This window comes from Aquirufa antheringensis (assembly GCF_023921165.1).
In the GTDB taxonomy this organism is placed as follows: domain Bacteria; phylum Bacteroidota; class Bacteroidia; order Cytophagales; family Spirosomataceae; genus Aquirufa; species Aquirufa antheringensis.
In genome coordinates this window covers 1,774,808-1,799,677 of sequence record NZ_CP049835.1, presented here as the reverse complement: position 1 = coordinate 1,799,677, position 24,870 = coordinate 1,774,808, and the positions used below count along the sequence as shown (strand labels likewise).

The following is a 24,870-nucleotide window of genomic DNA, read 5'->3' as shown; positions in this document are numbered from 1 at the left end:
ATTAACAACAGTTGGATTTTTGTGCAACAAAATAATTTTCGAAAAACTCCCCAAAAAGCTGACTAAACTCCGCCCACTTTTCTGGGTTAATGCAATAACAAACCGAGACGCCTTCAATCGTTCCCTGAATAAATCCCACCTCTTTCAATTCGCGTAAATGTTGAGAGACGGTAGCCTGAGCTAGACCTAATTCTTGGACAAGATCCCCGTTGATACAGGTGTTGGATTTCACCAAATACTGCAAAATAGCGACGCGTGCGGGATGTCCGAGCACTTTGGCCATCTGAGCAATCGCATTTTGTTCTTCTGTAAAGAGGTCTGTTTTGGTAATTCCCATTTGTTTAATTATTACATTGCAATATTACGATGAAACAACTAAATAAAAAAGGCCGAAGCCTATTTTATTTTAATCTCTATAATTCAAAGCCGGCTTGCGATCACCTAAAAGAGCCTTGTATTTGAATTCAGCTCCTTTACGCTTCGACCATTCTGCTTTTGCCGCATCGATCAAGGCGGGATTTTTAAATAAATCCATGGCCGTCCCTGCGATCGTCTTCGCAGCCACCATCATCCCTTTTTTACCGATGCTGGTACCACCGGCAGCTACTGCTTGCCAGCTATGCGCGGTCGTTCCTGGAACCCAAGTCGCAGTTCCTAAACCAATCGTAGGAACTACCCAGCTCACATCCCCCACGTCCGTTGAGCCTCCGCCACTTGGATCTGGACGACCTGGAACTACGGAAGAAGTGGACGCTAAATCCGTCTGCAACATGCCTGGAGTTTGTTGAATTTGCTTTGCGAAAGCAAGCTCTATTGGGTTCAAGGTATATCCTCCCACCGTTTGCAAGTTCGAATTCATCAGTGCGGCTAACTTTTCGTTTGGCAAAATCTCATATACCCCACCGATTACTTCTAATTCATAGCGAGTTCCTGTTCCTAGAGCTGCGCCCTCCGCCGCTTTTTCTAAGCGATTCCACACATCCATCACGATATCGCGTTGCGGAGAACGAACATAATAATAGACCTCCGCATAATCTGGAACGATATTAGGCGCCTTACCTCCGTTCGTAATGACATAGTGAATACGCGTAGAAGACGGCACGTGTTCGCGCATCATATTGGCCATAAAGTCCATTGCCTCCACCGCATCTAAAGCAGATCGACCTCTTTCTGGGGAGGCCGCCGCGTGCGATGAAAGACCATAGAAACGAAATTTACCTGTTTTGTTCGCCAAAGATGACCCCGTCGAAACCGAATTCGCATCGCTCGGATGCCAATGCAACATGACATCTACGTCATTAAATAAACCCTCCCGAACCATGTATACTTTTCCGGATCCACCCTCTTCCGCCGGGCATCCGTATAATTTGATCGTTCCTTTTCCACCCGTTTCCTTTAGCCATTCTTTTACCGCAATAGCTGCAGCAGACGAACCTGTCCCAAATAAATGGTGGCCACAGGCATGCCCAGAGGCACCTCCTAAAGAGCGTTTAGTGGGAATGGAATCTTGTGATAAACCTGGCAACGCATCGTATTCGGCCATGATACCGATCACCGGTTTTCCTTGTCCATACGTTGCGACAAAGGCTGTGGGGATGCCGGCTACACCTGTTTCAATCGTAAAACCAGCTTGTTTCAGGGTTTCCTGCAAAAGAGCAGAGGATTGTTTTTCTTTATATCCGACTTCGGCGAAGTTCCAGATTTTCTGTGCGATCGCACTGTAATGCGATTCTTGTTGTTGAATTCTCGCTAAGACTTTCTTTTTGTCTGCGTCTTGTGCAAAAGCTTGTAGGCTAACTAAAGCGAATAAGAGTATTTTTTTCATAATTGAGGTACAATGAACTTAAATTTAGCAGGAAGAACTTGGAAATCAAATTGGTCAGACGTTTGGACTTCTCCGTCAACCTGGGCACTGAGGACCCGGCTGGTTTTAATGCTGATCTTTTTCGTTTGGGAGAATTCCACAATCGGCAGATTCACATGCTTCCCTGATTGTATAATGGGCATGTAATAAAGTCGCTTCCAAACCGGTATCGGTTGACAATATAACACATCGAGCAGGCCATCTTGAACGGAGGCTTTGGGGAAGAAATGAAAACCTCCACCCGCCCTAGAAGAATTGAAAACCATACAGAGGAATACCTCTCGGCCGCCTAGAATTTGATAGGTCTTAAACTTTAATAAATTAGGAATAGCGGCTAAATAATAACCCAGGCCACCTTCAAAGTAGCGAATGGAATCCATCGATTTCAGCACTTCTCCCTCGATTCCAATACCCACGCCATTCAAAAATAGTTGCCCATTGCAGTCCCCGGCATCGAAGGCTTCCACGTGACCAGCTAATACCGCATCTAAATGTGCACGTCTCGATCGATCTCCATATAATTTCCAATAAAAATCATTACCCGTACCACCTTTAAACAGCGCTATCGGAATAGCTAGAGAACGGTATTTATTCACAAAATAATTAAATGTTCCATCGCCGCCCATCACCCAAACTTGATCAAAATCACTTAGCTCAGATGGCCATTCTTTGGTAAAAAGCTGAATTTCCCAATCCGATTTCTCTACCTTTACGGTCTCGATAACCCAAGAAAAATAGTCCGCAATGGCAACAGTCTTTTTTAGGGGATTGATAAGAAATGCTATTTTTTGACTCATAATCATAGAATTGTTTAAATTTAACATAAAATAAATCAATATGTCAAATTCACTTCCCACTGCCATCATCACCGGAGCCTCTCGTGGAATAGGCCGCGCCCTCGCTTTATTGCTTGCAAAAAACAACTTCCAATTAAGTTTGGTGGCACGAAATAAAGGTGAATTGAAAGACCTGGCGGCAGAAATTACCGAGATTGGACACCGTCCACTGTATTTCGACGGGGATGTTTCTGATGAGGCGTTTGTCTCAGATGCAGTAGAAAAAACGGTGCATACCTTTGGACATATTGATTTTGTGATTAATAACGCGGGGATTGGGGCTTTTGGTCCTACTGAATCCTATTCTGCGGCTCAATGGGATCAAGTATTTGATACGAATGTAAAAGGGACTTTTTTGTTTTGCCAAAAAGCCCTGCCGCATCTAAAAGCCGCTAAAAAAGGCCATCTCATCACGATTGCCTCTGATGTGGCGAAACGCGTTTTCGATGGCGGATCGCTTTATTGTGCTTCTAAATATGCGCAGCACGCGTTCACAGAAGCCTTGCGTAAAGAGGTTAGACGAGACGGCATCAAAGTAAGCACGATCTATTCTGGATTAGTGGATTCGCATTTTCATGCAGATCCGGCTGGCGATCCCTCGCACGATGGTTGGTTGAGCCCGGAAGATATGGCGAATAGCATCTATTATGTCATGAACCAGCCAGCACACGTAGTGATCGATGAATTGATGATTCACCCCCTAAATCAAGAATATTAGGGTCAACAGTGTAGGACAGTTTGCAGGTAAAGGGCAGAATAGTTAAATTTAATCTACTAATAAACCTATCAGACATGTCCTTACGGAAACCCTCTTTAAGTTTTAGCCAGATCGTCAACATGAACGTTGGCTTTTTTGGCATTCAATATAGTTTTGGATTGCAGCAAAGTGCGGTGAATCCTATCTACGATTTCCTAGGAGCGAGTCCTGACGAAATCCCCTTATTAAACCTAGCTGGCCCGGTGACGGGCTTATTGATACAGCCTTTCATCGGTGCGATGAGTGACAGCACCTGGCATCCTCATTGGGGTCGCCGCAAACCTTATTTCTTCATAGGCGCTCTATTGTGTAGCATTTGCCTTTTACTCTATCCTTTCTCGTCTTCGTTGTGGATGGCCGCGAGTTTATTGTGGATCTTGGATGCCGGAAATAATACGGCGATGGAGCCTTACCGTGCTTTTGTCGCTGATAAATTAAATGACGATCAACAGCCTACAGGCTTTCAGATGCAGAGTTTTTTCACGGGTTTTGGCCAAACCTTAGCCAACCTATCCCTCTTCATTTTCCCGATGATCTTCATCGGAAAAACGGGTTCATTACCTACCTGGGTATATGCCTCTTTCTTCCTGGGGGCCGTTTGTTCCATAGGATCCATCTGGTGGAGTATGCACACCACTACAGAAATTGAACCGACAGCTGAGGAATTAGCCGAGATTCGTTCGCGCAAAACGAGCGTTTTAGAATCCATATTCGAAATCTTCCACGCGATAGGTGAAATGCCTAAAGTAATGTGGCAATTAGCTTTAGTGTATTTATTCCAGTGGTATGCTTTGTTCTGTTATTGGCAAAATTCATCGAAGAGTATTGCTTTGTCTGTTTGGAACGCAACGCCTAAAAGTAACCCGAAATTATACGAGGAAGCCGTTTCCTGGACGGGTTTAGTGAATGGATGGTACAACATCGTTACTTTCTTATCGGCTTTAGCTTTAGCCGGTTTTGCCAAGAAATATGGGGCCAAATACGTACATATGATTTGCCTTATTTTAGCCGCTGCCGGTTTCCTGGCTTTCCCTCACATCGAAAATAAGAACTTGTTATTCTTTGCTATTTCTGGCTTCGGAATTGGTTGGGCAAGTATGATGGGAATCCCTTATTTACTGGTGGTTAGCGATATTCCTAAGGAGCGTTACGGAGTCTACATGGGTATTATTAATATGATGATTGTAATCCCGATGATTTTACAAAATATATCATTTGGCTACATTTTAAAGCATTTTTTAGACAACGATCCCAGAAATGCGATTACCTTTGCAGGAGCTTTATTAGCCATTGCAGCCCTAGCGACTGCCTTTATTCAACCATCCCCTTCTAAACAATCCGCATGAGTGTCATTTGTATAGGCGAAGCCTTGATTGATATGATTTGTACTGACAAAGGTTCTAGCCTGTCAGACGGTCAAAATTTCTTAAAAAAACCAGGAGGAGCTCCCACAAACGTAGCTGCAGCCATCGGCGCCTTAGGTGGCGAGGTGAGCTTGAGTGCGAAAGTGGGGAATGATCCTTTTGGACGCCAAATGATTTCAGTGATGCAAGATTTCAACGTGAACACGAAACACGTTCACTTGGACTCGAAAACGTTCACGACTTTTGCCTTCGTTTCTTTGATGCTCGATGGAGAGCGTGATTTTGTTTTTAACCGCGGTGCAGATGCAGAATTGACGGAAGCAGAAGTGGCGGCTATCGATTTAACCGGTGTAAACATCGTTCACTTTGGATCTGCGACAGCCTTCTTAACTGGACCTTTGAATGCGGCCTATTATTCCTTGAAAGACCGGGCGAAAAAAGACGGCAAAATCATCAGTTTTGACCCGAATTACCGCCATTTATTGTTTGGCGATAAAATACCGTCCTTCATCAAGCAAAGTATGATTTTCTTGAAAGAAGCGGATTTTACGAAGCTATCTGATGAAGAAGCCATGTTAATCACGGAAACGGAATCCTTAGAAGAAGCGACTGAAGCCTTATTAGATATCTGTCCAGGCGTATTCGCGATTACCTTAGGGAAAGAGGGCACCTTATTGGGTTTGGCAGGTAAAACCTACATTATACCTAGTATTCCGGTGAAACCGGTCGATACGACAGGGGCTGGTGATGCCTTTGTAGGAGCTGTGCTTTATCAATTAGATGGATTAAACATCCAAGACCTTGATTTTGCTGAATGGAAAAAGATTGTCGAAAACGCGAATAAGGCCGGTGCCAGAACTTGTGAATACCTGGGAGCCATGGAAGCCTTCAAGAACTTAAACAATAGTATTTTTAATTAATAGACTGTGTACAATTCCGCTCTTCAAAAACAGGCGAATGCGCTTGTGAAATCATATAAAATTAAGGACGCTGGCTTTCAAGAACGTTTGACAGCTAATTTGGATGATATTCAAAATCATTTCAGAGCGATCTACGGGGATAGTCCTTTGTTTACTGATTTAATCCAAACTATTTTTCAAGCCTATACGGATCGCAACCCAGAGTTAAAAAAGCGAGATGAAGCCAAGGCGAAGAAAGAGGAGAATTGGTTTTTGAGCCAAGATCTGGTGGGAATGAGTTTATATGTGGATCGTTTTGCTGGAAAAATCACCGATTTACCCGCTAAGCTTCCCTATTTAGAGAAGTTAGGCGTGAATTTTCTTCACTTAATGCCTTTATTCAAAAGCCCAGAGGGTGAAAGTGATGGCGGGTACGCAGTAGAAGATTTCCGTGTGGTGGAAGAGAAATTAGGGACGATCGAAGATTTACGCGAGTTCCAAAAGGCCCTGCAACAAAAAGATATGTACTTGATGATCGACATCGTGTTAAACCACACGTCGCATCACCACGAATGGGCTAAGCTCGCGAAAGCAGGCATCAAAGAATACCAAGACTATTTCTACATGTACGACGACCGCCGCATTCCAGATGCGATGGAGGAAACCATGCCAGAAATCTTCCCAGAAAGTTCACCTGGTAGTTTCACCTACGACGAAAAAATGGATAAATGGGTGATGACGGTTTTCCACCATTACCAATGGGATTTGAATTATACGAATCCCAAAGTCTTCGTAGAAATGCTCGCAAACGTCTTTTACTACGCCAACTTAGGGGTAGACGTGGTGCGCATAGATGCGCCGGCTTTCATTTGGAAACAAATGGGAACCGCCTGCCAAAACCTTCCCGAAGCACACCAATTATTACAATTAATTAAGATGTGCGTAGAGGTGGCTACTCCTGGAATGGCCATTTTAGGCGAAGCCATTGTGGCTCCAGCCCAGATAATGGAATACTTCGGAACGGGTCGTTTCTCTACACACGAGTGTGACTTCGCCTATAACGCCACTCAAATGGCCGTTCAATGGGATGCCTTGGCTACCGGTGATATCCGCGTGATGCGCACCGCTCAAAACGAATTATTGCGCAAACCGAAAGGCGCGACCTGGTTAACTTACACCCGTTGCCACGATGATATCGGCTTAGGTTATGACGATTGGATGATCGAACAAGCGGGATTTAATCCCTACGATCACCGCTCTTATATCAAAAACTATTACAGCGGCGGCATCGAGTCTCCTGCGACTGGAGCCCTGTTTGCCGTAAATCCCAAAACACAGGATGCGCGTCTTTCAGGTTCGTTAGCCTCCTTATGTGGTTTAGAGAAAGCCATCGCGTCTAAAAATGCGGCAGATATCCAGACTTCCATCGACAAAATCACGATGATGCAAGCGCAAAGTCTATTTGTAGGTGGTGTACCGATGTTGTTCTATGGCGATGAAGCCGCTTACACAAACGATTATACGTATTTACAAGATCCGGGCAAATCATACGATAACCGCTGGATGCACCGCCCGATCATTGATTGGAAAAAGAATGCGACGGTTGATAAAGCGGATTCAATCGAAAATAAAGTATTCACGAATCTACAAAAATTGATCAAGCTGCGTAAATCACTGAAAGTGGTGGCAGACTTGAAAAATATTCACTGGTTAGAGGTGCACAATAATTCGATCATCGGTTTTGAGCGCTACCTGAATGGAGAGAAAGTGTTTTTCTTATTCAACTTTAGTGCGCAGCCACAAGAGGTGACTTATTATATGTTAGGAGCCTTCGGAGAACGGGCCACTGCCATGAAAGACCTATGGTCAGGCAAAACGGTTCAGATCGGGATGGATCACGATCATTTGGCTTTCGCACCCTATCAGTTTTATGTCTTAAAATAAAAAAACATCCCCTAAAAAGGGATGTTTTTCCAGAATCAAAATTCAATCATTAAACACTAAAAAACCGTTAGGCGGATTATAAAATGGCGTCCAAAGCCTTCTTGCTGATGCGAAGGCTTTCGAAAGCGTCTTTCGGGAAATCATGCTCTACAAAGAAGTGCTCTAGGCCTCCTGATTTAGCTGCATCAAAAATGCGCTTGTAGTTCACTACACCCTCTCCCACTGGGAGAATATTTTTAAATTCTGAGTCGAAGTCTTTAATATGACATAATGGGAAACGTCCAGGATGTTGTTTAAACAATTCCACGACATCCACTCCAGCCTTTGAAGCCCAACCCAAATCCAATTCAAATTTCAATAAGTCTGCAGGTACTTGAGAGGCGAATATGTCGAAAGGTTTTTGGCCTTCTACCGCTTTAAATTCTGCATCATGGTTATGGTAGCAGAACGTAAGTCCTGCCTTTTTCGCTAATTCTCCTGCCTTGTTTAAGGTTTCCACTGCCTGAGCAACTTCCTCCTTTGTATCAATCGGGATATTGGCACACACGAGGTATTTTACACCTGCCTCCGCTGCATTATCCACCGCTTGCTGCGCATCATCGCGCAAATTAATCATCTTAGGGAAACGCGACATATCCATTCCGGGACGAGGTTTCAAGGGTGCTCCCACCACGTGGTGCGAAACCCAATTCAATCCTAAATCCTTATTCAAGGCCATAAACTCTTTGCCTTTCATCCCATAAAAACCGGGTAACATCGAGAAAGCAGATTCAATCTCCGTATAGCCTAGTTCCGCAATCTTCTGCAAATTCCCTTTTACATCTTGGTCAAATTTTCCAAAAAAGGTAAACAACTGAATACCGACCGGACGATTGGTAAACGATTGTGCAGACAAGAAACGAGGGGCTAAAACGCTAGCCGCCAGAAAAGCGCTAGACTGCTGAAGAAATCTTCTTCTCGAGTTCATAGTTGATAAGTTTAGAGGTAACAGAACAAAGTTAATGTATTTTAATGATACAATAAATTATTTTTTCCAATTTCTGCCAAAAATAGTCTTGAAGGTCAGGTCACCAGCTTTCACCGACGTATTATTTTTATGCCAAACGAAGTCGCCTCCATCCTTATGGCAATCCACATAATACACGCGATGGCCCCAATTGAGCACTCGATCGCCCGATTGGTAGATAGGTGCGTCCGCCATATTTTTATCAAAAGAACAGTTCAAAAGATAAAATTGTGCCTCCCTATGATAGCGACCTAATTTATACCCCGGATCCCCAATAAAACGACAATTTTTCAAAACGGTCTTCGCCCCTTGTTCTCCTGAACCATCGTGCCAAATCGCCGCACTCGTATTATGGCAGACAAAAGTGCAATTCTCAGCCAAGGCATAGCCACGCGGACAATACAAATCCACTCCCCCTTCGATCAAACAGTCATTCAAATAATACATTCCCGCATTCACGTCCCAAGGACTTACCGTATCACCGCCACCTGATCGGATGGTACAATGCTCGAAAGACAATCGGGTGGCACCGGGCATCGTACGAACTGCAAATTGATGCCCATCTACACGGACGATCTTCTCCCCTTCTTTCTCTCCCTTTTCCCTTGGTAAGGCATATTTTTGGACGGTCGTGGTCGTCTCCTTTCCTGCCTCGTTCAAACAAGGAATCGATATATCTTTCGTCGCCGTGAATCCATATTCATTCATAATAGTCATATTCCGAAATGACAAATCGTGCCCTTTGATATTCAACACTCCCGCACCATAATCATCTGGATTAGAACAACGCCAAATATCCCGCGCAATCGTCTCCCGCAACACCACGCCATCCCTGCTTTCTCCCACAAAAGACAAATGGTGTTTCAATGAATCGATGAATACCTTTTCTTGGTAATTGCCATTTTTAATGAAAATCTCCTGACCAGGACGAGCCACATCTACTGCGGATTGTATCGTCTTGAAATCGGTTCCCACCACTAAACGTTTGCGCATAAAACGATCCATTCGGTCCATCACCTGATTGAACCAGTGATTCATTAATACGAAGGTATGATGAGAATTTTCGAACGTGTGAAACTCCGTATGTATTCCCAAACCGGCCATTTTCTGCCTAAAATCGTCACGCCCTGCATGCATCCGCTCATCACTCGAATTTAAGAATAATACCGGCGGATCGCCTTTCGTCACATGACTCAAGGCGGAAGCCTCCTTCCAGATTGCCTCGCCCTCTACCTTATTATACCCAAAATAATGAGTCGCCGCTGAGATACGTTTACTATCGTCTCCCTCCCCTGATTCCGGGTGAATAAAAGCCAATATCCCATCGATATCGATGGCCCCAGCTAATTTGACCCCTTTGCCGTAGGTATTTTCATCTTGAACGGAACCTAGGAGCGCAGCCATTTGGCCCCCAGCTGAATAACCACCCACGTAGATTTCTCCCACATTCTGGCGTTTCGAAACCCATTGCAAGGCAGCTTGAGCATCCAGCATCGCACCAGGGTAAAGAGCTTCTGTAGACAAACGATACTCAACTAAAAAGACCCGGTATCCGCGATCTGCTAGTGCTTTTGCTAAAGGAATATGCTGTGAACGATGCCCCGTTCTCCAGCCACCTCCATGGAAAAATACGAGCGTAGGTAGCTTGCGAGTGGCTGAGACCGCATATTCATCCACCACGAGTTTCCTTGATCCTATCACTTTGTACACTGAACTTTGAACTTTGCTCTTTGAACTTTGAACTTCGGCTAAGCGAATCGTGGGATCCTGTTTCACTACCATTTGCAAGGCAGCATAATTCGTAAAGGACGTGTCAGGTTTACCGGTGATGCCTGATTTATTTTGGGCTTGAAGACTCAAGGAACCAATAAGCAAGAAAATAAGGAGGATGCGCATAATTTGTAAAGGCGAAGTTTCGATTATTCTAATCATTCTTCCTAATTTACGATTCTAAATCGATTAACATGAAAAATATACGCGTGCTCGTGGTGGGTTGCGGAAACATGGGAGCCTCTCATGCGAAAGCCTACCAGAATGTAGCCGGATTTGAAATCTGCGGACTCGTTTCTCCAGGAAATAGCAAGGAAGCATTGAACGAAGCATTAGGTGGGGGCCAAAAACTCTACAGCGACTATTTCACCGCCTTAGCAGACTCCAAACCAGATGCAGTTTGCATCTCCACTTACCCAGATACCCACGAAGCCTATGCCATCGCCGCATTAGAAGCAGGTTGCCACGTTTTCTTAGAGAAACCGATAGCTGATTCATTGGCAGGCGCTATTCGGGTAGCTGAAGCTGTAAAGAAAAGCGGCAAAAAACTCGTAGTGGGCTACATTTTACGCCACCATCCGTCCTGGATCAAATTCATCGAGATTGCTAAGACGATGGGGAAACCATTAGTCATGCGCATGAACTTAAATCAACAATCCCATGGCTACATGTGGGATGTGCACCGTAATTTGATGAAATCTTTAAGCCCTATCGTCGATTGTGGGGTACACTATATTGATGTCATGTGCCAAATGACGCGCTCGAAACCAATGCGTGTTTCGGCCATCGGCGCGCGAATGACAGAAGATATTCCGGCAGGCAATTATAATTACGGTCAATTACAGATTCACTTTGAAGATGGTTCCGTAGGTTGGTACGAGGCCGGCTGGGGTCCCATGATCTCACAGAATGCGTATTTTGTGAAAGATGTTTTTGGGCCAAAAGGTTCCGTTTCTATCGTCGCAAAAAATGCCGGCGGCGAGGGCAAATCCGATGACGTGGAATCACACACGAAAACAGAATCCCTGCGTGTACACCATGCAGACATTGATTCAAAAAACGAATTCACGAAAGAAGACGAATGGGTTAACCTAACGGATGAACCGGATCACCAAGGTCTTTGCGATCGCGAGCAGGCCTATTTCCTACAAGCCATAACCGAAAATATAGACCTGACAGATCACGTGGAGGATGCGGTAAATAGTTTGCGCATCGCTTTTGCGTGTGATGAGTCGGTGAGGACGGGGGAGATGGTGAAGCTGTAATCAGTAGACAGTAGTCAGTAGACAGTATCCAGTAATCAGTAGTCAGTAGACAGGGGGCAGTAATCAGTAGTCAGTGGATAATATACCGACTACTTGATACTGACTACTGATTACCGAATACTGACTACTGGTTACCGGATACTGGCTACTTTAAATACGTCGCTAACCAACCCTGTATTTCCGAATAGTGGAACTTCGAATTATCTGGATTCAGGATCCAGTGGTTCTCCCCAGGAAAAACAATTAACTTGCTCGGAATTTGAAGACGTTGGTGAATGCTCCAGTTTTCCAACGTATTATTGATAGGGACACGGTAATCGTTTTCACCTACGGTTAATAGCATTGGGGTTTTGAAGTTCGCGGCGAAGCGCATCGGGTTTTGTTCTTTCCACGTTTTAGTAGGTACCCAAGGTGCTCCCCCATTCATCAATTCTCTACCCCAAATCACATCCGATGTTCCCCATTGCGCCTCCGAGTTCACTAAACCCGCGTGTGAGATTAAGCATTTGTAATGAGACGTAGTCGCCTGCATCCAATTGGCTAAGTGTCCTCCATAGGAAGCACCACCCGCGGCTTGTTTGGTTCCATCAATAAACGAGAAGCGTTTGATGGCATCTGCCGCCGCTTCTTGGATTTCTTGCCCTGGACCTTTGAACGGGTCAAACTGAATATCTTGAGCGAATTTCTCACCATATCCCACAGATCCTGTGTAGTCGGTCATCACGATTACGTAGCCCGGCGAACCTAAAATGTAGGGGTTCCAACGGTATCCAAACACATCTTTGAATGAACTAGCTGGACCGCCGTGCATTAAAACGAAGAGAGGGTATTTCTTAAAGGCATCAAAACCGGTTGGTTTCAAAACGACCGAACGAATCATTTTACCTCTAGATGATTTAGTCCAAATCACCTCCGGTTTTTGTAAATCCAACCCAGCTAAAACCGCATCATTCGCTTTTGAAATGGCTTTCAATGAACCATTTGCCGAGACCCACACTTCTGGCGGAGTTGCAATGTTTTGGTATTGGTAGGCAAAAATACGGGGATCAGTCGATAAGCTTAGCCCGGTAAAAGATCCTGCATCTGCGCCTAAAACCGGTTTGACGGAGCCATCGGCCAGGGAAATCTCAACGATGCGATCTACTCCTTGGTCTTCAATGCTCGCGAAGATGGCAGAACCCGTTATTTCCATATCGTTGATGGGACGATCGAGGGTGGCGGCTAGCTCTTTTTTGGCAGAAAAAGAAGACGCATCAAAGCGGTAAATCCGATTTAAGTAATACAATTTATTGCCGATAGCAGAACCCGATGTAATGAGGTATTTCCCATCTGCCGTAAATTCCGCTGAAGTATAAGAAGTCTCATCACTCACTAACACCGTTTCTTTGCTACCAGACAAACTCACCGAATAGATATTCGATTTTGCCGATTGATAAGCGGTGGTATTGTATTCCGTAGTTGCCGTAAACACAACTGATTTGCCGTCAGCACTGAAGTTATAAGAACCTAAACGGAAACCTGGAGAATTCACGAGTGATATGCTCGCCATTAAATTCACCGGCTTTGAGCCAGACTTTAGGTCCATTGTGAAGATATGACCTTGTTTTTCATCTAGCCAAGAGTCCCAATAACGAACAGGGAACGATTGATAGACACGTGCTTTGGTCTTAATTTTCTTCTTTTCTTCCGCTAATTTCTTACTAACCGAATCCGTGAAAGCGGTAGGAAAAACGCGGCTGGAGAAAATAATGCGCGAGCCGTCTGATGAGAATTTAACGTCACTTACTCCGGTAGAAAGTGTGGTTAATCGTTGTGCCTCACCGCCAGCTAAAGGTAAAACGTACAGTTGCGGGGCTTCGTCGCCATCGCGTTTGGCAATGAAATAAATCTTATCGGAAGTGGCAGACCAGTGGTAATTGTCTTCACCGCCTTTTGAATTGGTTAATTTTCTAGGCTGTGAAGAACCATCCGTGGCAGCAATCCAAAGGTCTGATGTTTGTTCTTCTAGATTGTAAGACGTTTCGATGCGGGAATAGATGACGTGGCGACCATCTGGTGAAATTTTAGGAGCCCCCACTTTCTTCAGCTTGATCATGATCTCATGTGACATGGGCTTTTGAGCGTGGACAGAGAGGCTAAATGCTAAAAAGCAGGACAGTAGTAGTAACAATTTCTTCATATGGGTAGTTTAGATTCAGTAAATTAATTAATTTAATGTCACATCAACCTTTTTCAAATGAAAAATAATTACTTACAACTCGTCCTTGCAGGCTCATTGCTATTCAGCGGCAGCCTATATGCGCAAGAAAAACCGGGGAAATTTATTGACCGCGACAACATGAACCTGAGCGTAAAAGCGGGGGATGACTTCGTGGAATATTCTAATGGACCTTGGGTTAGAAAAAACCCGATCCCAGCCAAAGAAACACGTTGGGGTGCCTTCAACCAATTACGCGATTTCAACATCAATGCGATTAAAACGATTTTAGATGAGACCAAAGGCACGAAAGCGGCCGCAGGTTCAGTCGAAAGAAGAGTCGCTGACTTCTATGCGGCAGCAATGGACAGTATAGCTATCGAAAAATTAGGCTACACGCCTATCCAAGCGGACTTACAACATATTGCAGGTTTGCAATTCAAGTCACAAGTGGTTACTGAAATCGCGCGTTTACGCTCTTCAGGGATTGCTTCTCCTTTATTTGGTTTCTACATCGGTCAAGACCGCAAGAACGTAGAGAAAATGGTACCGCAATTAGGACAAGGTGGAACATCACTTCCTGATCGCGATTACTACTTAAAGAGTGATGCACGTAGCCTAAAGATTCAGGAGGCATTCAAAAAATACGTAGCGACCTTGTTTACGTTAACTGGAACTCCTGAGGCTCAAGCGAAAGCGAATGCTGAAACCGTATTCCAATTAGAAAAGAAATTAGCTGAAGCGCAGATGGCTCGTGTCGAAATGCGTGATCCGTACAAGACTTATAACAAGTTTGCCTTTGCTGATTTCAATCAAAAGACACCTGCCTTTAACTGGGCATTGACTTTCCAAGACTTTGGCACATCTGCTCCAGATTCAATTCTAGTAGGTGCACCTAAATTCTTCGAGGCAGCGAACAAATTATTGATCGAAACACCCGTAGAAACGTGGAAGACCTATTTAACATGGAATGTATTGCGTAGTAGCGCTGGCTATTTAAGCTCTCCATTCGTGAAAGCGAGCTTTGCGTATTCACAAGTATTATCAGGACAAAAAGTACAAGCTCCAAGATGGCAACGCATGTCAGCGATGACGGATGGAACCTTAGGTGAATTATTAGGTCAATTGTATGTAGCTAAATACTTCAAGCCAGAAGCGAAAGCGAGAATGGTAGAATTAGTGGCTAACCTACGTAAGGCTTTCGCTGTTCGCATCAACAAATTAGATTGGATGAGCGCGGAGACGAAGGAAAAGGCTTTGGCCAAATTAAATGCCTTCACTCCTAAAATCGGATATCCTGACAAATGGAAAAACTACGATGGCTTAGAAATTTCAGCGTCTGAATACTACGGAAACATCCGCCGCGCTGGTGCTTGGGGCTTCCAAGAAAACTTAGCGCAATTAGGAAAACCGGTAGACAGAAGCAAATGGGGTATGACGCCACCAACGGTAAACGCTTACTACAGCCCAGTGATGAACGAAATCGTATTCCCTGCCGGTATTTTGCAATTCCCATTCTTCGCAGCTGACGCAGATGATGCGATCAACTATGGTGGAATCGGCGCTGTTATCGGACACGAGATGTCTCACGGTTTCGACGATTCAGGTAGCCAATACGACAAAGACGGAACCTTACGTAACTGGTGGACTAAAGACGACTTAGCGAAGTTCAAAGCGAGAACGGAACTTTTAGGCAAGCAATTTGATGCGTACACTGTTCAAGACACGATCCACGTCAATGGTAAATTAACGATGGGCGAAAACATCGGTGACTTAGGTGGCTTGAATATGGCTTACGAAGCGTTCAAAATGACGAAGCAAGGCAAGTCAACGAAGAAAATCGATGGCTTCTCACCAGACCAACGTTTCTTCTTAGCTTGGGCACAAGTTTGGAGAGGTTCTTCTCTTCCTGAGACAGAGGCTCAACAAGTATTAACAGATCCACACTCACCTGGTCAATACCGGACCATCGGTGCTCCAGTAAATATGGATGCTTGGTACAAAGCTTTTGATGTGAAACCAGGCGATAAGCTGTATAAGAAGCCGGAAGATCGGATTAAGATTTGGTAATCTTTGGAGAGTCGAGATTATAGAGTAGAGAGTAGAGATAAAAAAAATGGCGGCCCTGCGGGCCGCCGTTCTTTTTAGAGCATAATTAATAAAGCACAAAAATGCTGCGTGTGTTTAAAAAAAGAGGGCGACCCTACGGGTCGCCCTCTTTTGCTTCCTTTTTTTTCGCCTTACTTGACGTATTTTTCTAACCATTGGAATTGCTCCCATAGCAAGTGTAACACGTTTTCTTTCCCACGATAGCTATGTGCTTCGTAAGGTAAGTAGACAAAACGAGTCGTTCCTCCGTTTCCTTTCAAAGCAGCGTATAAACGCTCCGAGTTAATTGGGAATGTACCCGTGTTATCATCTTGCTCACCGTGCACTAATAAAATCGGTTCTTTGATTTTATCTGCGTAGCTGAATGGACTCATTTCATAGTACAATTGCGGAGCTTGCCAGTAAGTACGGTCTTCGTTTTGGAACCCAAAAGGGGTCAAGGTACGATTGTATGCCCCACTACGTGCGATACCTGCTTTAAATAAATCGGTATGTGCTAATAAATTCGCCGTCATAAAAGCACCGTAACTGTGACCACCCACGGCCATCCGCTTGCGATCGCCCACGCCTAATTGAACTAAATGGTCAATCGCCGCTGAAGCATTTAAACGTAATTGATCAACGAAGTTGTCATTCGGCTTTTTAGAAGCATCCGTAGACACAATCGGCATCTCCGCATTGTCTAAAATCGCATAACCCTGAGTCGCATAATAGATAGGTGAAGCCCAGCTCAAGACAGTGAAACGATCTTTGCTACCACGAACCTGCGCTGCATCTGCCGCTGAATTAAATTCACGTGGATAAGCCCAAATCAATACCGGCAAAGGACCATCTTTTTCTTTGTTATAGCCTTTAGGCAGATATAAATCGCCTGTTAAGTCCACGCCATCCGCACGCTTGTATTTGATTTTCTCCTTAGTGATACCCACTAAATTCGGATAAGGATTTTCAAATTGGGTCAAAGCTTTATCCTGCGATGGATTTAACAAGTGCTTGATAAAGTAGTTCGGCACCTCCGTTTGGGATTCCTTTCTGCTTAAAACGATCAGTTTGTCTGCATCAATCACTTCCTCTACTTGTTCAAAGTAGCCCGGTTTTGCGCGCCAAATAATCTCATTCTTCTTCGTCGCTAAATCAAACTTCGAGATAAAGGGAAGATCCCCTTGATCAGAAGAACCCACCGGGTTGTTCATCAAAATCTTAGTCCCGTTATCCGTCATTTGAATCACCTCGCGACCTAAAGCATTTTTCATTAACACCGGACTGCCTGGGTTTTTGTAGGCATCCGTTAGATTACGCTCGTACAAAACTTCCATTGATCCATCCGCAGAAGAATAACGACTTACTTTGGATGTCTGCTTTCCACGTAATACTTCCGTCACTAAAGCCACTTTAGAATTTCCCCAAATCACCCCAGCATACCGGGTCTTCGTCTTAAATAATTCTTTGGCCTCTTGCGTAAAGGGAGCAGACAAGGAATAAACGGCATCGTGAAATTCTACTTGCTTTTTAATGAATCCACTATCTAATGGCATCGCATACACTAAGGAAGCTGGCTCATCATCACGCCAATCAAATCCACGCGGCACATTTTGCACATTATCATTTCCAGCTGGAGCACTCTCCGCTGATGGCAGTTTCGCAATTTCTTTGATTGTTTTTCCATCCAAATCTAAGACTTTCACCGTCGTAGGGAAACCATAGGCCGGTACGGCATATGAGAAAGGCTTCGCGACTGAACGCGTTAGAATGTAGCGACGATCCGGCGATAGTTGGAATGAATTATACAAGGCAGGCTCCCCTATTTTCTTGTTCACACCATTTTTATACACCACTAATTGGGCTTCTGCATAATAGGAAAATAAACTCTCATCGTAAGGAGATTTAATCAAATCCTGGAACGTCGGTCTTGGTGCCGCTTTTCCTACATTCTGTTGAATGGTCGGTCCTTTAGGCGAAATCGGACGTTTAGGAGCTCCGGCCGCATCATGCGTGGTCACCTTGTATAGAATAGTTTGGTCGTCCACCCAAGTAAAGGCATTCCCCAAAACTTGATTTAAAGGAACACTATTGATGCGAATAGCTTTCTTTGAAGCGATATCAATCACATATAAATCCACACCGTTTACCTCGGTTTGTGCAAATGCGATTTTCGTTTCCGACGGATTCCAAGCGATTGATCCGGCAGCTAGGTTTTTAGGTAAACCGGCGATCTCTACTTTCGCACCGGTACGAATCGTTTGCAAGGTAATGCTGCTGATGGGACTTTGGCGAGACGGAGAAAAATTCAAGGGATTCAAGCGAAGACCCGCAATTTTCATTTCTGGCTGGCCTAGTTCCTCCACGGTAGGATAGGAATTACGACCTAATAACAACAGGTATTCAGCCTTCGAATCAATACGCACAAGTGGCGTAGGCTTCGCAAGCAATAAGTCTGCAATGGCTTTAGGAGGTATTTGATAGGCATCGTCCTGCGCATACGAAGCAGAAAAAGATAAGACGCTAAGCGCCAAGGTTAAGAATGATTTTTTCATAGGATAGATTTAAACAAAAAAAGGTGGCTAATAAATTAGCCACCTTTAAATTACAAAATAAATTATAATGGATTTTGTACGATCGCTGGATTTGCATTAATCTCACGACGAGGAATTAAGAATTCCCAACGCACATCTCCTGCTGGCACATCAAACAATAAAGCGACAGATGCAATAGCATTTGTACCATTTCTATTCAATGCTGCGTTTGTACGCTTCAAGTCTAAGAAACGATGTCCTTCACCCCATAATTCAATACGGCGTTGTAACAAGATTTCATCAATTAAAGCAACACCTGTTTTAGTTGACTTCACATAACTAGCGTCACGTGTTTTTACTAAATCAAACAATACTTGCGAAGCACCTGCAGCATCATTTAAACGAGCTTTTGCCTCAGCCTCGATCAAATACATTTCCGCTGCACGCATGTAGGGAACATCTCCTTGCGCTGAAGTAGATGGCGTACCTGGCAATCTGAATTTCTGATTCAAGAATTTAGGACGAACACCTCCTGGAGGCACGATGGAGTTAGCTGCCGTAGGTGTCTCAACCCACATTTTAGCTCTTACGTCTGTAGCTGGAATTTGCTTGTACAATAAGCTATTAATTACCTTAGGATAGGTTCTAATAACCGTAGAGTTATAGTTACAAGAAATGTACGAGTGATACGCTCCGAAATATTCTGTTTGGTCTTCTAAGTGATCAAAACCCCACATCCACTCTGAGTTTGTCAAATCTTGGAATCCATCTTGGTATTGCGTTGCCGTCATAGGTGTGTAACCCGCACGCGCTTCCGCTGCAAACTTAGCCGCATTTGTCCAATCTTGTTGTACTAAGGCAACACGTGCTTGTAAACCCTTCACCACACTTAAATTAATGTGTGATTTGTTCAAACGGGAAGTTGTTAACAAGGCTGCTGCATCCGCTAAATCTTTGTTGATCTGAGCGTATACCTCTTCTACCGTGTTACGTGGCTTTCCTTCTGTGGTAGGCTCTAAAACCAAAGGCACACCTAACTGTGCATTAGGCTTAGCTGTTGCGTCATAGCGCTTACCGTATAATTGCACTAAGTTGAAATAACTAAAAGCACGCAATGCTAAAGCTTCCCCTTTCAATGAATTACGATCAGCCGCAGGACCTACCGCCTTGTCTAAATTAGCAATACCAATGTTCGCATTACCAATGATGCGGTAATACATCTCATAAGGAAATTGCACCATCGTGTTTACATCAGAACGGTGAGCCGTCCAACGCGTCTCTCCCACGTGCCAAGAAGCAGCCGTAGTTCCTAAGACCATATCTTCTCCCATGTGATCAAGAATAATCATCATAGCAGGGTGACCCGAGTGACCTTGAGAGCTTAAATAACGAACAATAAACGAACGGTAAATACCGTTAACAGCCGCCGCTGCATTCTTTGTAGTGGCATATGCTGATCCAGCATCAATACTAGCCGTAGGGGTAGTATCTAAATAAGCTTCCTCGCAAGATGAAAGTAACAGTGCGAATACAAGCGAAAAATAACCTAAATATTTCTTTTTCATGATTCTATATTATAAAGAGAATGATAGACCTAAAACTAATGACTTCGCAGGGCTGTAAACATTACTTGTTGTTCCTCCAAAGTTCTGCTGAACGTTCATTCCGCTTCTGCGTGATAACATTAAGAAGTTCTCCCCACTTACGTACACCTGAGCATTGTCAATTTTCAAGCGATTCATGATTGACTTAGGTAAACGGTAAGATAAAGTAACCGTACGAATGTTCATAAAGCTTGCATCAATTAACCAACGGTCAGACGCTGCATCAAAATCAGCTGTACGACCATTGTCCATACGTGGTACATCCGTAATATCACCAGGATTAACCCAACGCTTCAAGATATCTACGTGCTTCGCATTGTGGTATCCTGCTCCCATTAAACCAGCATAAGCTGCGTCATACACCTTTCCTCCTAATTGATACACCATCAAAGCAGAAAGAGTGAATCCTTTGTAACGAAGAGAAGTATTCACCGATCCTGTCAAATCTGGAATAGACGTACCGTTGTAAGCATAACGCGCGTTAGCGATGTTATTCGTCAAGGTATCACCATTCGCCGTAATTCTCGAATTAGAAGCTACATAAGAGATGGCACGGTATTCCGCCACACCCGTCTCCGGATTAACGCCTTTGTATTCGCGTAACCAGTAGTCATATAATGAGCTACCTTCTTTTAATTTCTTCGTACCATCGATGATCTCCTTGCTTTCTGCAGGCATCTTCGTGATTTTGTTCTCTAGTTTAGTGGCATTCAAATCTACGTTCCAAACAAAATCCTTAGTACGAACTAAATCCCCAGCTAACTGTAACTCGATACCACGGTTGTACATCGAACCGATATTACGCGTTTCCGTTCCAATACCTACTGATAAAGGAAGAGGCACAGCAAAAATCAAGTTAGTCGACTGACGATCGAAATATTCAATGGTACCAGAGATTCTGTTCTTGAACAAACCGAATTCTAAAGCCACATCATATGCCGTATTTGTCTCCCACTCTAAAGATTTGCTTCCTAAAGAGGATTGTAAAATACCTGGCTCTGTTGCATTATTCCAACCCAAAGCGTACAATGGCTGCCAAGCATAGTTGCTAATACCACCATCGTTACCTGTTTGACCCCAAGAAGTTCTCAATTTTAAGTTATCGATAAACGTCAATTCCTTAATAAAGTCCTCTTGATCTAAACGCCAAGCAGCAGAAGCAGAGTAGAAAGTACCCCAACGCTTCTCTTGATAGAACTTAGAAGAACCATCCCGACGAGCTGATACCGACACGAAATACTTCGAATCATAATCGTAGTTCAAACGAGAGAAGAAACCTTCTACGCGACGGATATCATACTGAGATGTTAAATTCGTCGTCGTAGTGAAGTTAATTAACTCATAATTACCATCTAAAATTTGCTGCGAACGAGAACCGTCTAAGCTATTAGAAACTAAATTATAATTCTCATGTCCTACTAGGGCATCTACATTATGCTTTCCAAACGAGTGGTTATACGTTAACAACTGTGATAAGTTGTAATTCGTAATATTCTCAAATGTGTTTGAAGCACGACCTGCCGGAGCACCGTCACCAATTTCTGGGTTTCCAAAAATAACGGTATTTGCGTTTGTGATATCCACACCCACGCTGTTCGTGAATTTGAAGTCTTTCAAGAAAGAAATCTCACCATACGCACGACCGCCTAATAAATTTCTACGGAAGAAGTTTTCGTTCAATTCCGTTTCAGCAATGACGTGACGACCACCATATTGAGGACGGTTTGATAAGCCTAAAGCACTTAAGTTACCATAGTCATAACGGCGTCTTCCATTTTCCAATGTCAAGAATGAACCTGGGCTTGCCGGATCATACGCATACACGGGATAAATAGGAGCCATACCACGAGTAAAGAAGAATGGATTCACAAAAGAAGTTCCTCCATCAGCCGTAGATTGGTTTGAAGTCGTCACTGTTGTATTCATGTTAGCACCCACTTTGAACCAATTGTTCATTTGGCTGTTCACATTTAAACGAGCCGTAAAACGATCGTAATCAGATTTAATCTGATATCCCTTGTCATTTAAATAAGACACAGACAAGAAATAGTCTGACTTACCATTCGACCCAGAGAAGTTTGCACTTACCTCATCACGGATACCCTGACGCATTACTGCTTTTTCCCAGTTTAAATCATCTGGGTTATAAATCATTTGAGCAGACGCATTTAATTTACCGTCTGTACCTACTAATTGAGCAAACGGAACATTGTACACATTATAACCTGTACCTACAATAGCACCTAAACCGGCAGAAGCCGTCGCATTCGCTGTCGCAATGGCTACAGGGTTCGTTGCACGGTAAGCTAAGTTATTACGATTCGACTCCCACATTAATGGATAGTAATCCGCAGCACCTACGCGATCGTATTCTGGCAAAGCGCGTGTATTAAAACCTTTCGTGTATTTTACATTAATCGAATTTTTTCCTTTCGTACCTTTTTTAGTCGTTACCATCACAACACCATTCGCCGCACGCGCACCATAAAGTGCAGTAGAAGCTGCATCTTTCAATACGGTAATCGACTCAATATCGTCATTATTTAAATTAGCAATACTCGCTGAGTAAGGTACGCCATCCACTACATACAATGGATCATTAGAAGAGGAAATCGAACCAAATCCACGAATACGTACCGCTGGAGCAGAACCCGGCTGACCAGAAGTGGACGTAGTTGTAATACCCGGAGCGATACCTTCTAGCGCTTGACCGATATTTGTAATCGGTCTAACTCCTAGTTTCTCTGCACTAACCTTCGCAGAGGAACCCGTAAAGGAAGCTTTCTTGGCTGTACCGAACGTCGTGATCACGACTTCATCCAAGGTAGAAGTAGCCGAAGCAAGAGAAACATTAATCACGGTTCTGTTACCTACTTTGACCTCTTGAGGTGAATAACCAACTGAACTCACAATTAACACAGCATTAGCTGAAACACTTAATTTAAAAGCACCATCCACATCCGTGTTAGTCCCTTTACTCGTGCCTTTAATGGCAATGTTAACTCCCGGTAAAGCCAAACCATCATCTCCGGTCACCTTACCTGTAATTGATCTGTCCTGGGCAAACAATGGAATCATTGCTGTTAGCCACATGAACATACTTAATAGTACTGTTTTTTTCATAATGTCTTTAGTTTAAACAAATGATGAGATAATAATAGTAAGGCAAATTATTGCTTAACAGATTAATAAACAAGATTTAACAATAAATTGTTTTTATCTACTTCATAAAAAAATAAAACAAAAAAAGGGCGACCCTACGGGTCGCCCTTTTTTTTCCTTTCTAAAAACTAGAATTAGTTCTTATCCCAGAATAACTTCGTAGTTACTACGTCTCCACCGATTGCTGCTGCAGCCGCTGTGTAAGCAGTTCCATTCAAAGTTTGCTCTGTGTTAGGATACGTTAAACGTGTAGGGAATCCAGATTTTGCATTGACTGGTGCAGTAATCACTGGATAGTCTAAACGACGTAACTCAGTCCAAGTCTCGAAAGAACGATTGTAAAGAGCGATCCACTTTTGTGTACCAATTTTTTGCTTCCAGTTTCCTGCAGCTGTCGTGTAAGCTACATCAGGTTGAGCTAAATAAGCGTCAGCATCTGCTTGTGTTCCACCCCAATATAGGATAGAAGCAGTGATCGCGTTATTATAGTGTTGCTCAGCTGTACCAGCTACATTGAATCCTCTTTCTTTTGCTTCAGCGCGTAAGAATTCAGTTTCAACGTAATCCGCTAATACGTAAGGAGCATCTGCTGCAATTACTTTAGCACCTGCACGAGAGAAATCTACGTATGTGTTTACTTTTCCTACGATACCACCCGCATAGTTACCTGCGTTGTTTGTAGAGAAGTAAGCTGTTTTACGTGGATCATTCCAACCAGTTAATTTATCCATTAAGTCTTTCGCTGCGATATAATCTTGACGACCACCTAATACGATATCCACGTGTAATGGATTTTGATTAGGAGAAGCAGTTAAATACGTGAATAAACCGTTATCTGAAGATGCTGAGATAGCACCTGCATCAGAAGCTTCAACAGCAGTTTTTGCAGCACTTGCGTTTTCATCCGCTACAATCATAGCTAATTTCATACGCAAGGTGTTTGCAAATTTCACCCACTTCGTTACTGAACCTTTGTAAACCACATCTTCTCCAGAAGTAAATCCAGCTGCAGATGCATCTAACTTAGTGATATCAGCATTCAAACGAGTGATTAAATCAGCAGAAACTGTTTTCGCATCATCGTACTTAGGGAACAACTTAGTTGCATCTAGTGCCTCTGAGTAAGGAATATTTCCAAAAGAGTTCACTAAAATTCCGAAAGTATATACTTCCATGATATCCAAGATCGCTAATTTATTCGCTTTCTCTTTAGGAAGTAAAGACGCATCTGCATTGATTAAACGAGATGATTCACGTAAATCAGCTAATACATCACGGTACATACCATTCCACCATTGGTTAGGAATAGCACGTGTTTGGAAATCATATTGAGCTTCATCTTGGTATACGGCCATAGCCCATTGGCTAGTCGTAAAACGGAACACGTTTGTGTTCACACTCGCAGTAGCTAAGTTCCCTGCAAGAGACTTAACTGCATTCGAGAACAAAGTAGGTGCAGGAATAGCTGCTGGCTTCTTAGTCTCTACGTTTAAGGATGCAAGATCCTCTGTACAAGCTGATGCAAGAAACAAAAGCGGTACAAATACTAAAAATATTCTTTTCATCTGTATCAAATTAAG

At 43.6% G+C, this 24,870-nt stretch carries 16 protein-coding genes; 6 read left to right on the top strand and 10 right to left on the bottom strand.

What is annotated here, in order from left to right; genetic code table 11:
* Window position 1: 1 nt before the first annotated feature.
* The 3 genes from G9X63_RS08130 to G9X63_RS08120 form a co-directional block, all read right to left on the bottom strand.
* Entirely contained in the window at window positions 2–337 is a 336-nt protein-coding gene (locus G9X63_RS08130) for an ArsR/SmtB family transcription factor (protein WP_130896121.1), read from the bottom strand.
* A gap of 69 nt (window positions 338–406) precedes the next feature.
* On the bottom strand, window positions 407–1,825 hold the full coding sequence (locus tag G9X63_RS08125) for an amidohydrolase (protein WP_252622382.1): 1,419 nt from the start codon (window positions 1,823–1,825) through the stop codon (window positions 407–409).
* Window positions 1,822–2,661, bottom strand: a complete 840-nt coding sequence (locus tag G9X63_RS08120) for a diacylglycerol/lipid kinase family protein (RefSeq protein WP_252622380.1) — start codon at window positions 2,659–2,661, stop codon at window positions 1,822–1,824. The genes G9X63_RS08125 and G9X63_RS08120 overlap by 4 nt, the downstream gene beginning before the upstream one ends.
* A 40-nt stretch (window positions 2,662–2,701) precedes the next feature.
* On the opposite strand from G9X63_RS08120, the gene G9X63_RS08115 reads away from it, so the two are divergent.
* The 4 genes from G9X63_RS08115 to G9X63_RS08100 all read left to right on the top strand — a co-directional run bounded on the left by G9X63_RS08115 (window position 2,702) and on the right by G9X63_RS08100 (window position 7,664).
* Window positions 2,702–3,418, top strand: coding sequence for an SDR family oxidoreductase (locus G9X63_RS08115; protein WP_252622378.1), 717 nt, complete (start codon window positions 2,702–2,704; stop codon window positions 3,416–3,418).
* A gap of 74 nt (window positions 3,419–3,492) precedes the next feature.
* Window positions 3,493–4,803, top strand: a complete 1,311-nt coding sequence (locus tag G9X63_RS08110) for an MFS transporter (protein ID WP_252622376.1) — start codon at window positions 3,493–3,495, stop codon at window positions 4,801–4,803.
* On the top strand, window positions 4,800–5,741 hold the full coding sequence (locus G9X63_RS08105) for a carbohydrate kinase family protein (protein WP_252622374.1): 942 nt from the start codon (window positions 4,800–4,802) through the stop codon (window positions 5,739–5,741). The genes G9X63_RS08110 and G9X63_RS08105 overlap by 4 nt, the downstream gene beginning before the upstream one ends.
* Before the next feature lie 6 nt (window positions 5,742–5,747).
* Window positions 5,748–7,664 carry an alpha-amylase family glycosyl hydrolase gene (locus G9X63_RS08100; protein WP_252622371.1) on the top strand — a complete coding sequence of 639 codons (1,917 nt, stop codon included), beginning with the start codon at window positions 5,748–5,750 and terminating at the stop codon, window positions 7,662–7,664.
* 76 nt (window positions 7,665–7,740) lie between these two features.
* Here the strand turns inward: G9X63_RS08100 and G9X63_RS08095 are convergent, their stop codons facing one another.
* Both G9X63_RS08095 and G9X63_RS08090 read right to left on the bottom strand, forming a co-directional pair.
* Window positions 7,741–8,631, bottom strand: a complete 891-nt coding sequence (locus G9X63_RS08095; protein ID WP_252622369.1) for a sugar phosphate isomerase/epimerase family protein — start codon at window positions 8,629–8,631, stop codon at window positions 7,741–7,743.
* A 57-nt stretch (window positions 8,632–8,688) separates the two neighbouring features.
* A complete protein-coding gene (locus tag G9X63_RS08090) occupies window positions 8,689–10,602 on the bottom strand; it encodes an alpha/beta hydrolase fold domain-containing protein (RefSeq protein ID WP_252622368.1) in 1,914 nt (637 codons plus the stop codon).
* 32 nt (window positions 10,603–10,634) lie between these two features.
* Between G9X63_RS08090 and G9X63_RS08085 the strand changes: the two genes are divergently transcribed.
* A complete protein-coding gene (locus G9X63_RS08085; RefSeq protein ID WP_252622366.1) occupies window positions 10,635–11,705 on the top strand; it encodes a Gfo/Idh/MocA family protein in 1,071 nt (356 codons plus the stop codon).
* A gap of 145 nt (window positions 11,706–11,850) precedes the next feature.
* Here G9X63_RS08085 and G9X63_RS08080 read toward each other — a convergent pair whose 3' ends face one another.
* Window positions 11,851–13,884, bottom strand: coding sequence for a S9 family peptidase (locus G9X63_RS08080; RefSeq protein WP_252622364.1), 2,034 nt, complete (start codon window positions 13,882–13,884; stop codon window positions 11,851–11,853).
* A gap of 57 nt (window positions 13,885–13,941) precedes the next feature.
* Here G9X63_RS08080 and G9X63_RS08075 point away from each other — a divergent pair, with 57 nt between their 5' ends.
* Window positions 13,942–15,972: a M13 family metallopeptidase gene (locus G9X63_RS08075; protein ID WP_252622362.1), complete on the top strand. Its 2,031-nt coding sequence runs from the start codon at window positions 13,942–13,944 to the stop codon at window positions 15,970–15,972.
* A 170-nt stretch (window positions 15,973–16,142) separates the two neighbouring features.
* Here the strand turns inward: G9X63_RS08075 and G9X63_RS08070 are convergent, their stop codons facing one another.
* The 4 genes from G9X63_RS08070 to G9X63_RS08055 form a co-directional block, all read right to left on the bottom strand.
* The gene (locus G9X63_RS08070; RefSeq protein ID WP_252622360.1) at window positions 16,143–18,545 is read right to left on the bottom strand and encodes an alpha/beta hydrolase family protein; all 2,403 of its coding nucleotides are present in this window, start codon (window positions 18,543–18,545) and stop codon (window positions 16,143–16,145) included.
* Window positions 18,546–18,607: 62 nt separating this feature from the next.
* A complete protein-coding gene (locus G9X63_RS08065; RefSeq protein WP_252622358.1) occupies window positions 18,608–20,089 on the bottom strand; it encodes a RagB/SusD family nutrient uptake outer membrane protein in 1,482 nt (493 codons plus the stop codon).
* 9 nt (window positions 20,090–20,098) lie between these two features.
* Complete coding sequence (locus G9X63_RS08060) at window positions 20,099–23,251, bottom strand: SusC/RagA family TonB-linked outer membrane protein (RefSeq protein WP_252622356.1); 3,153 nt, start codon at window positions 23,249–23,251, stop codon at window positions 20,099–20,101.
* 173 nt (window positions 23,252–23,424) lie between these two features.
* Window positions 23,425–24,855 (bottom strand): SusD/RagB family nutrient-binding outer membrane lipoprotein, encoded by a 1,431-nt coding sequence (locus G9X63_RS08055; RefSeq protein ID WP_130923618.1) that lies wholly within the window; start codon window positions 24,853–24,855, stop codon window positions 23,425–23,427.
* Between the last annotated feature and the right edge of the window lie 15 nt (window positions 24,856–24,870).

Excerpts from the sequence above, each read along its gene's own strand:
- G9X63_RS08130 (WP_130896121.1), bottom strand. The coding sequence starts at position 337 with ATGGGAATTACCAAAACAGACCTCTTTACAGAAGAACAAAATGCGATT.
- G9X63_RS08125 (WP_252622382.1), bottom strand. The coding sequence starts at position 1,825 with ATGAAAAAAATACTCTTATTCGCTTTAGTTAGCCTACAAGCTTTTGCA.
- G9X63_RS08120 (WP_252622380.1), bottom strand. The coding sequence starts at position 2,661 with ATGAGTCAAAAAATAGCATTTCTTATCAATCCCCTAAAAAAGACTGTT.
- G9X63_RS08115 (WP_252622378.1), top strand. The coding sequence starts at position 2,702 with ATGTCAAATTCACTTCCCACTGCCATCATCACCGGAGCCTCTCGTGGA.
- G9X63_RS08110 (WP_252622376.1), top strand. The coding sequence starts at position 3,493 with ATGTCCTTACGGAAACCCTCTTTAAGTTTTAGCCAGATCGTCAACATG.
- G9X63_RS08105 (WP_252622374.1), top strand. The coding sequence starts at position 4,800 with ATGAGTGTCATTTGTATAGGCGAAGCCTTGATTGATATGATTTGTACT.
- G9X63_RS08095 (WP_252622369.1), bottom strand. The coding sequence starts at position 8,631 with ATGAACTCGAGAAGAAGATTTCTTCAGCAGTCTAGCGCTTTTCTGGCG.
- G9X63_RS08090 (WP_252622368.1), bottom strand. The coding sequence starts at position 10,602 with ATGATTAGAATAATCGAAACTTCGCCTTTACAAATTATGCGCATCCTC.
- G9X63_RS08085 (WP_252622366.1), top strand. The coding sequence starts at position 10,635 with ATGAAAAATATACGCGTGCTCGTGGTGGGTTGCGGAAACATGGGAGCC.
- G9X63_RS08080 (WP_252622364.1), bottom strand. The coding sequence starts at position 13,884 with ATGAAGAAATTGTTACTACTACTGTCCTGCTTTTTAGCATTTAGCCTC.
- G9X63_RS08075 (WP_252622362.1), top strand. The coding sequence starts at position 13,942 with ATGAAAAATAATTACTTACAACTCGTCCTTGCAGGCTCATTGCTATTC.
- G9X63_RS08070 (WP_252622360.1), bottom strand. The coding sequence starts at position 18,545 with ATGAAAAAATCATTCTTAACCTTGGCGCTTAGCGTCTTATCTTTTTCT.
- G9X63_RS08065 (WP_252622358.1), bottom strand. The coding sequence starts at position 20,089 with ATGAAAAAGAAATATTTAGGTTATTTTTCGCTTGTATTCGCACTGTTA.
- G9X63_RS08060 (WP_252622356.1), bottom strand. The coding sequence starts at position 23,251 with ATGAAAAAAACAGTACTATTAAGTATGTTCATGTGGCTAACAGCAATG.
- G9X63_RS08055 (WP_130923618.1), bottom strand. The coding sequence starts at position 24,855 with ATGAAAAGAATATTTTTAGTATTTGTACCGCTTTTGTTTCTTGCATCA.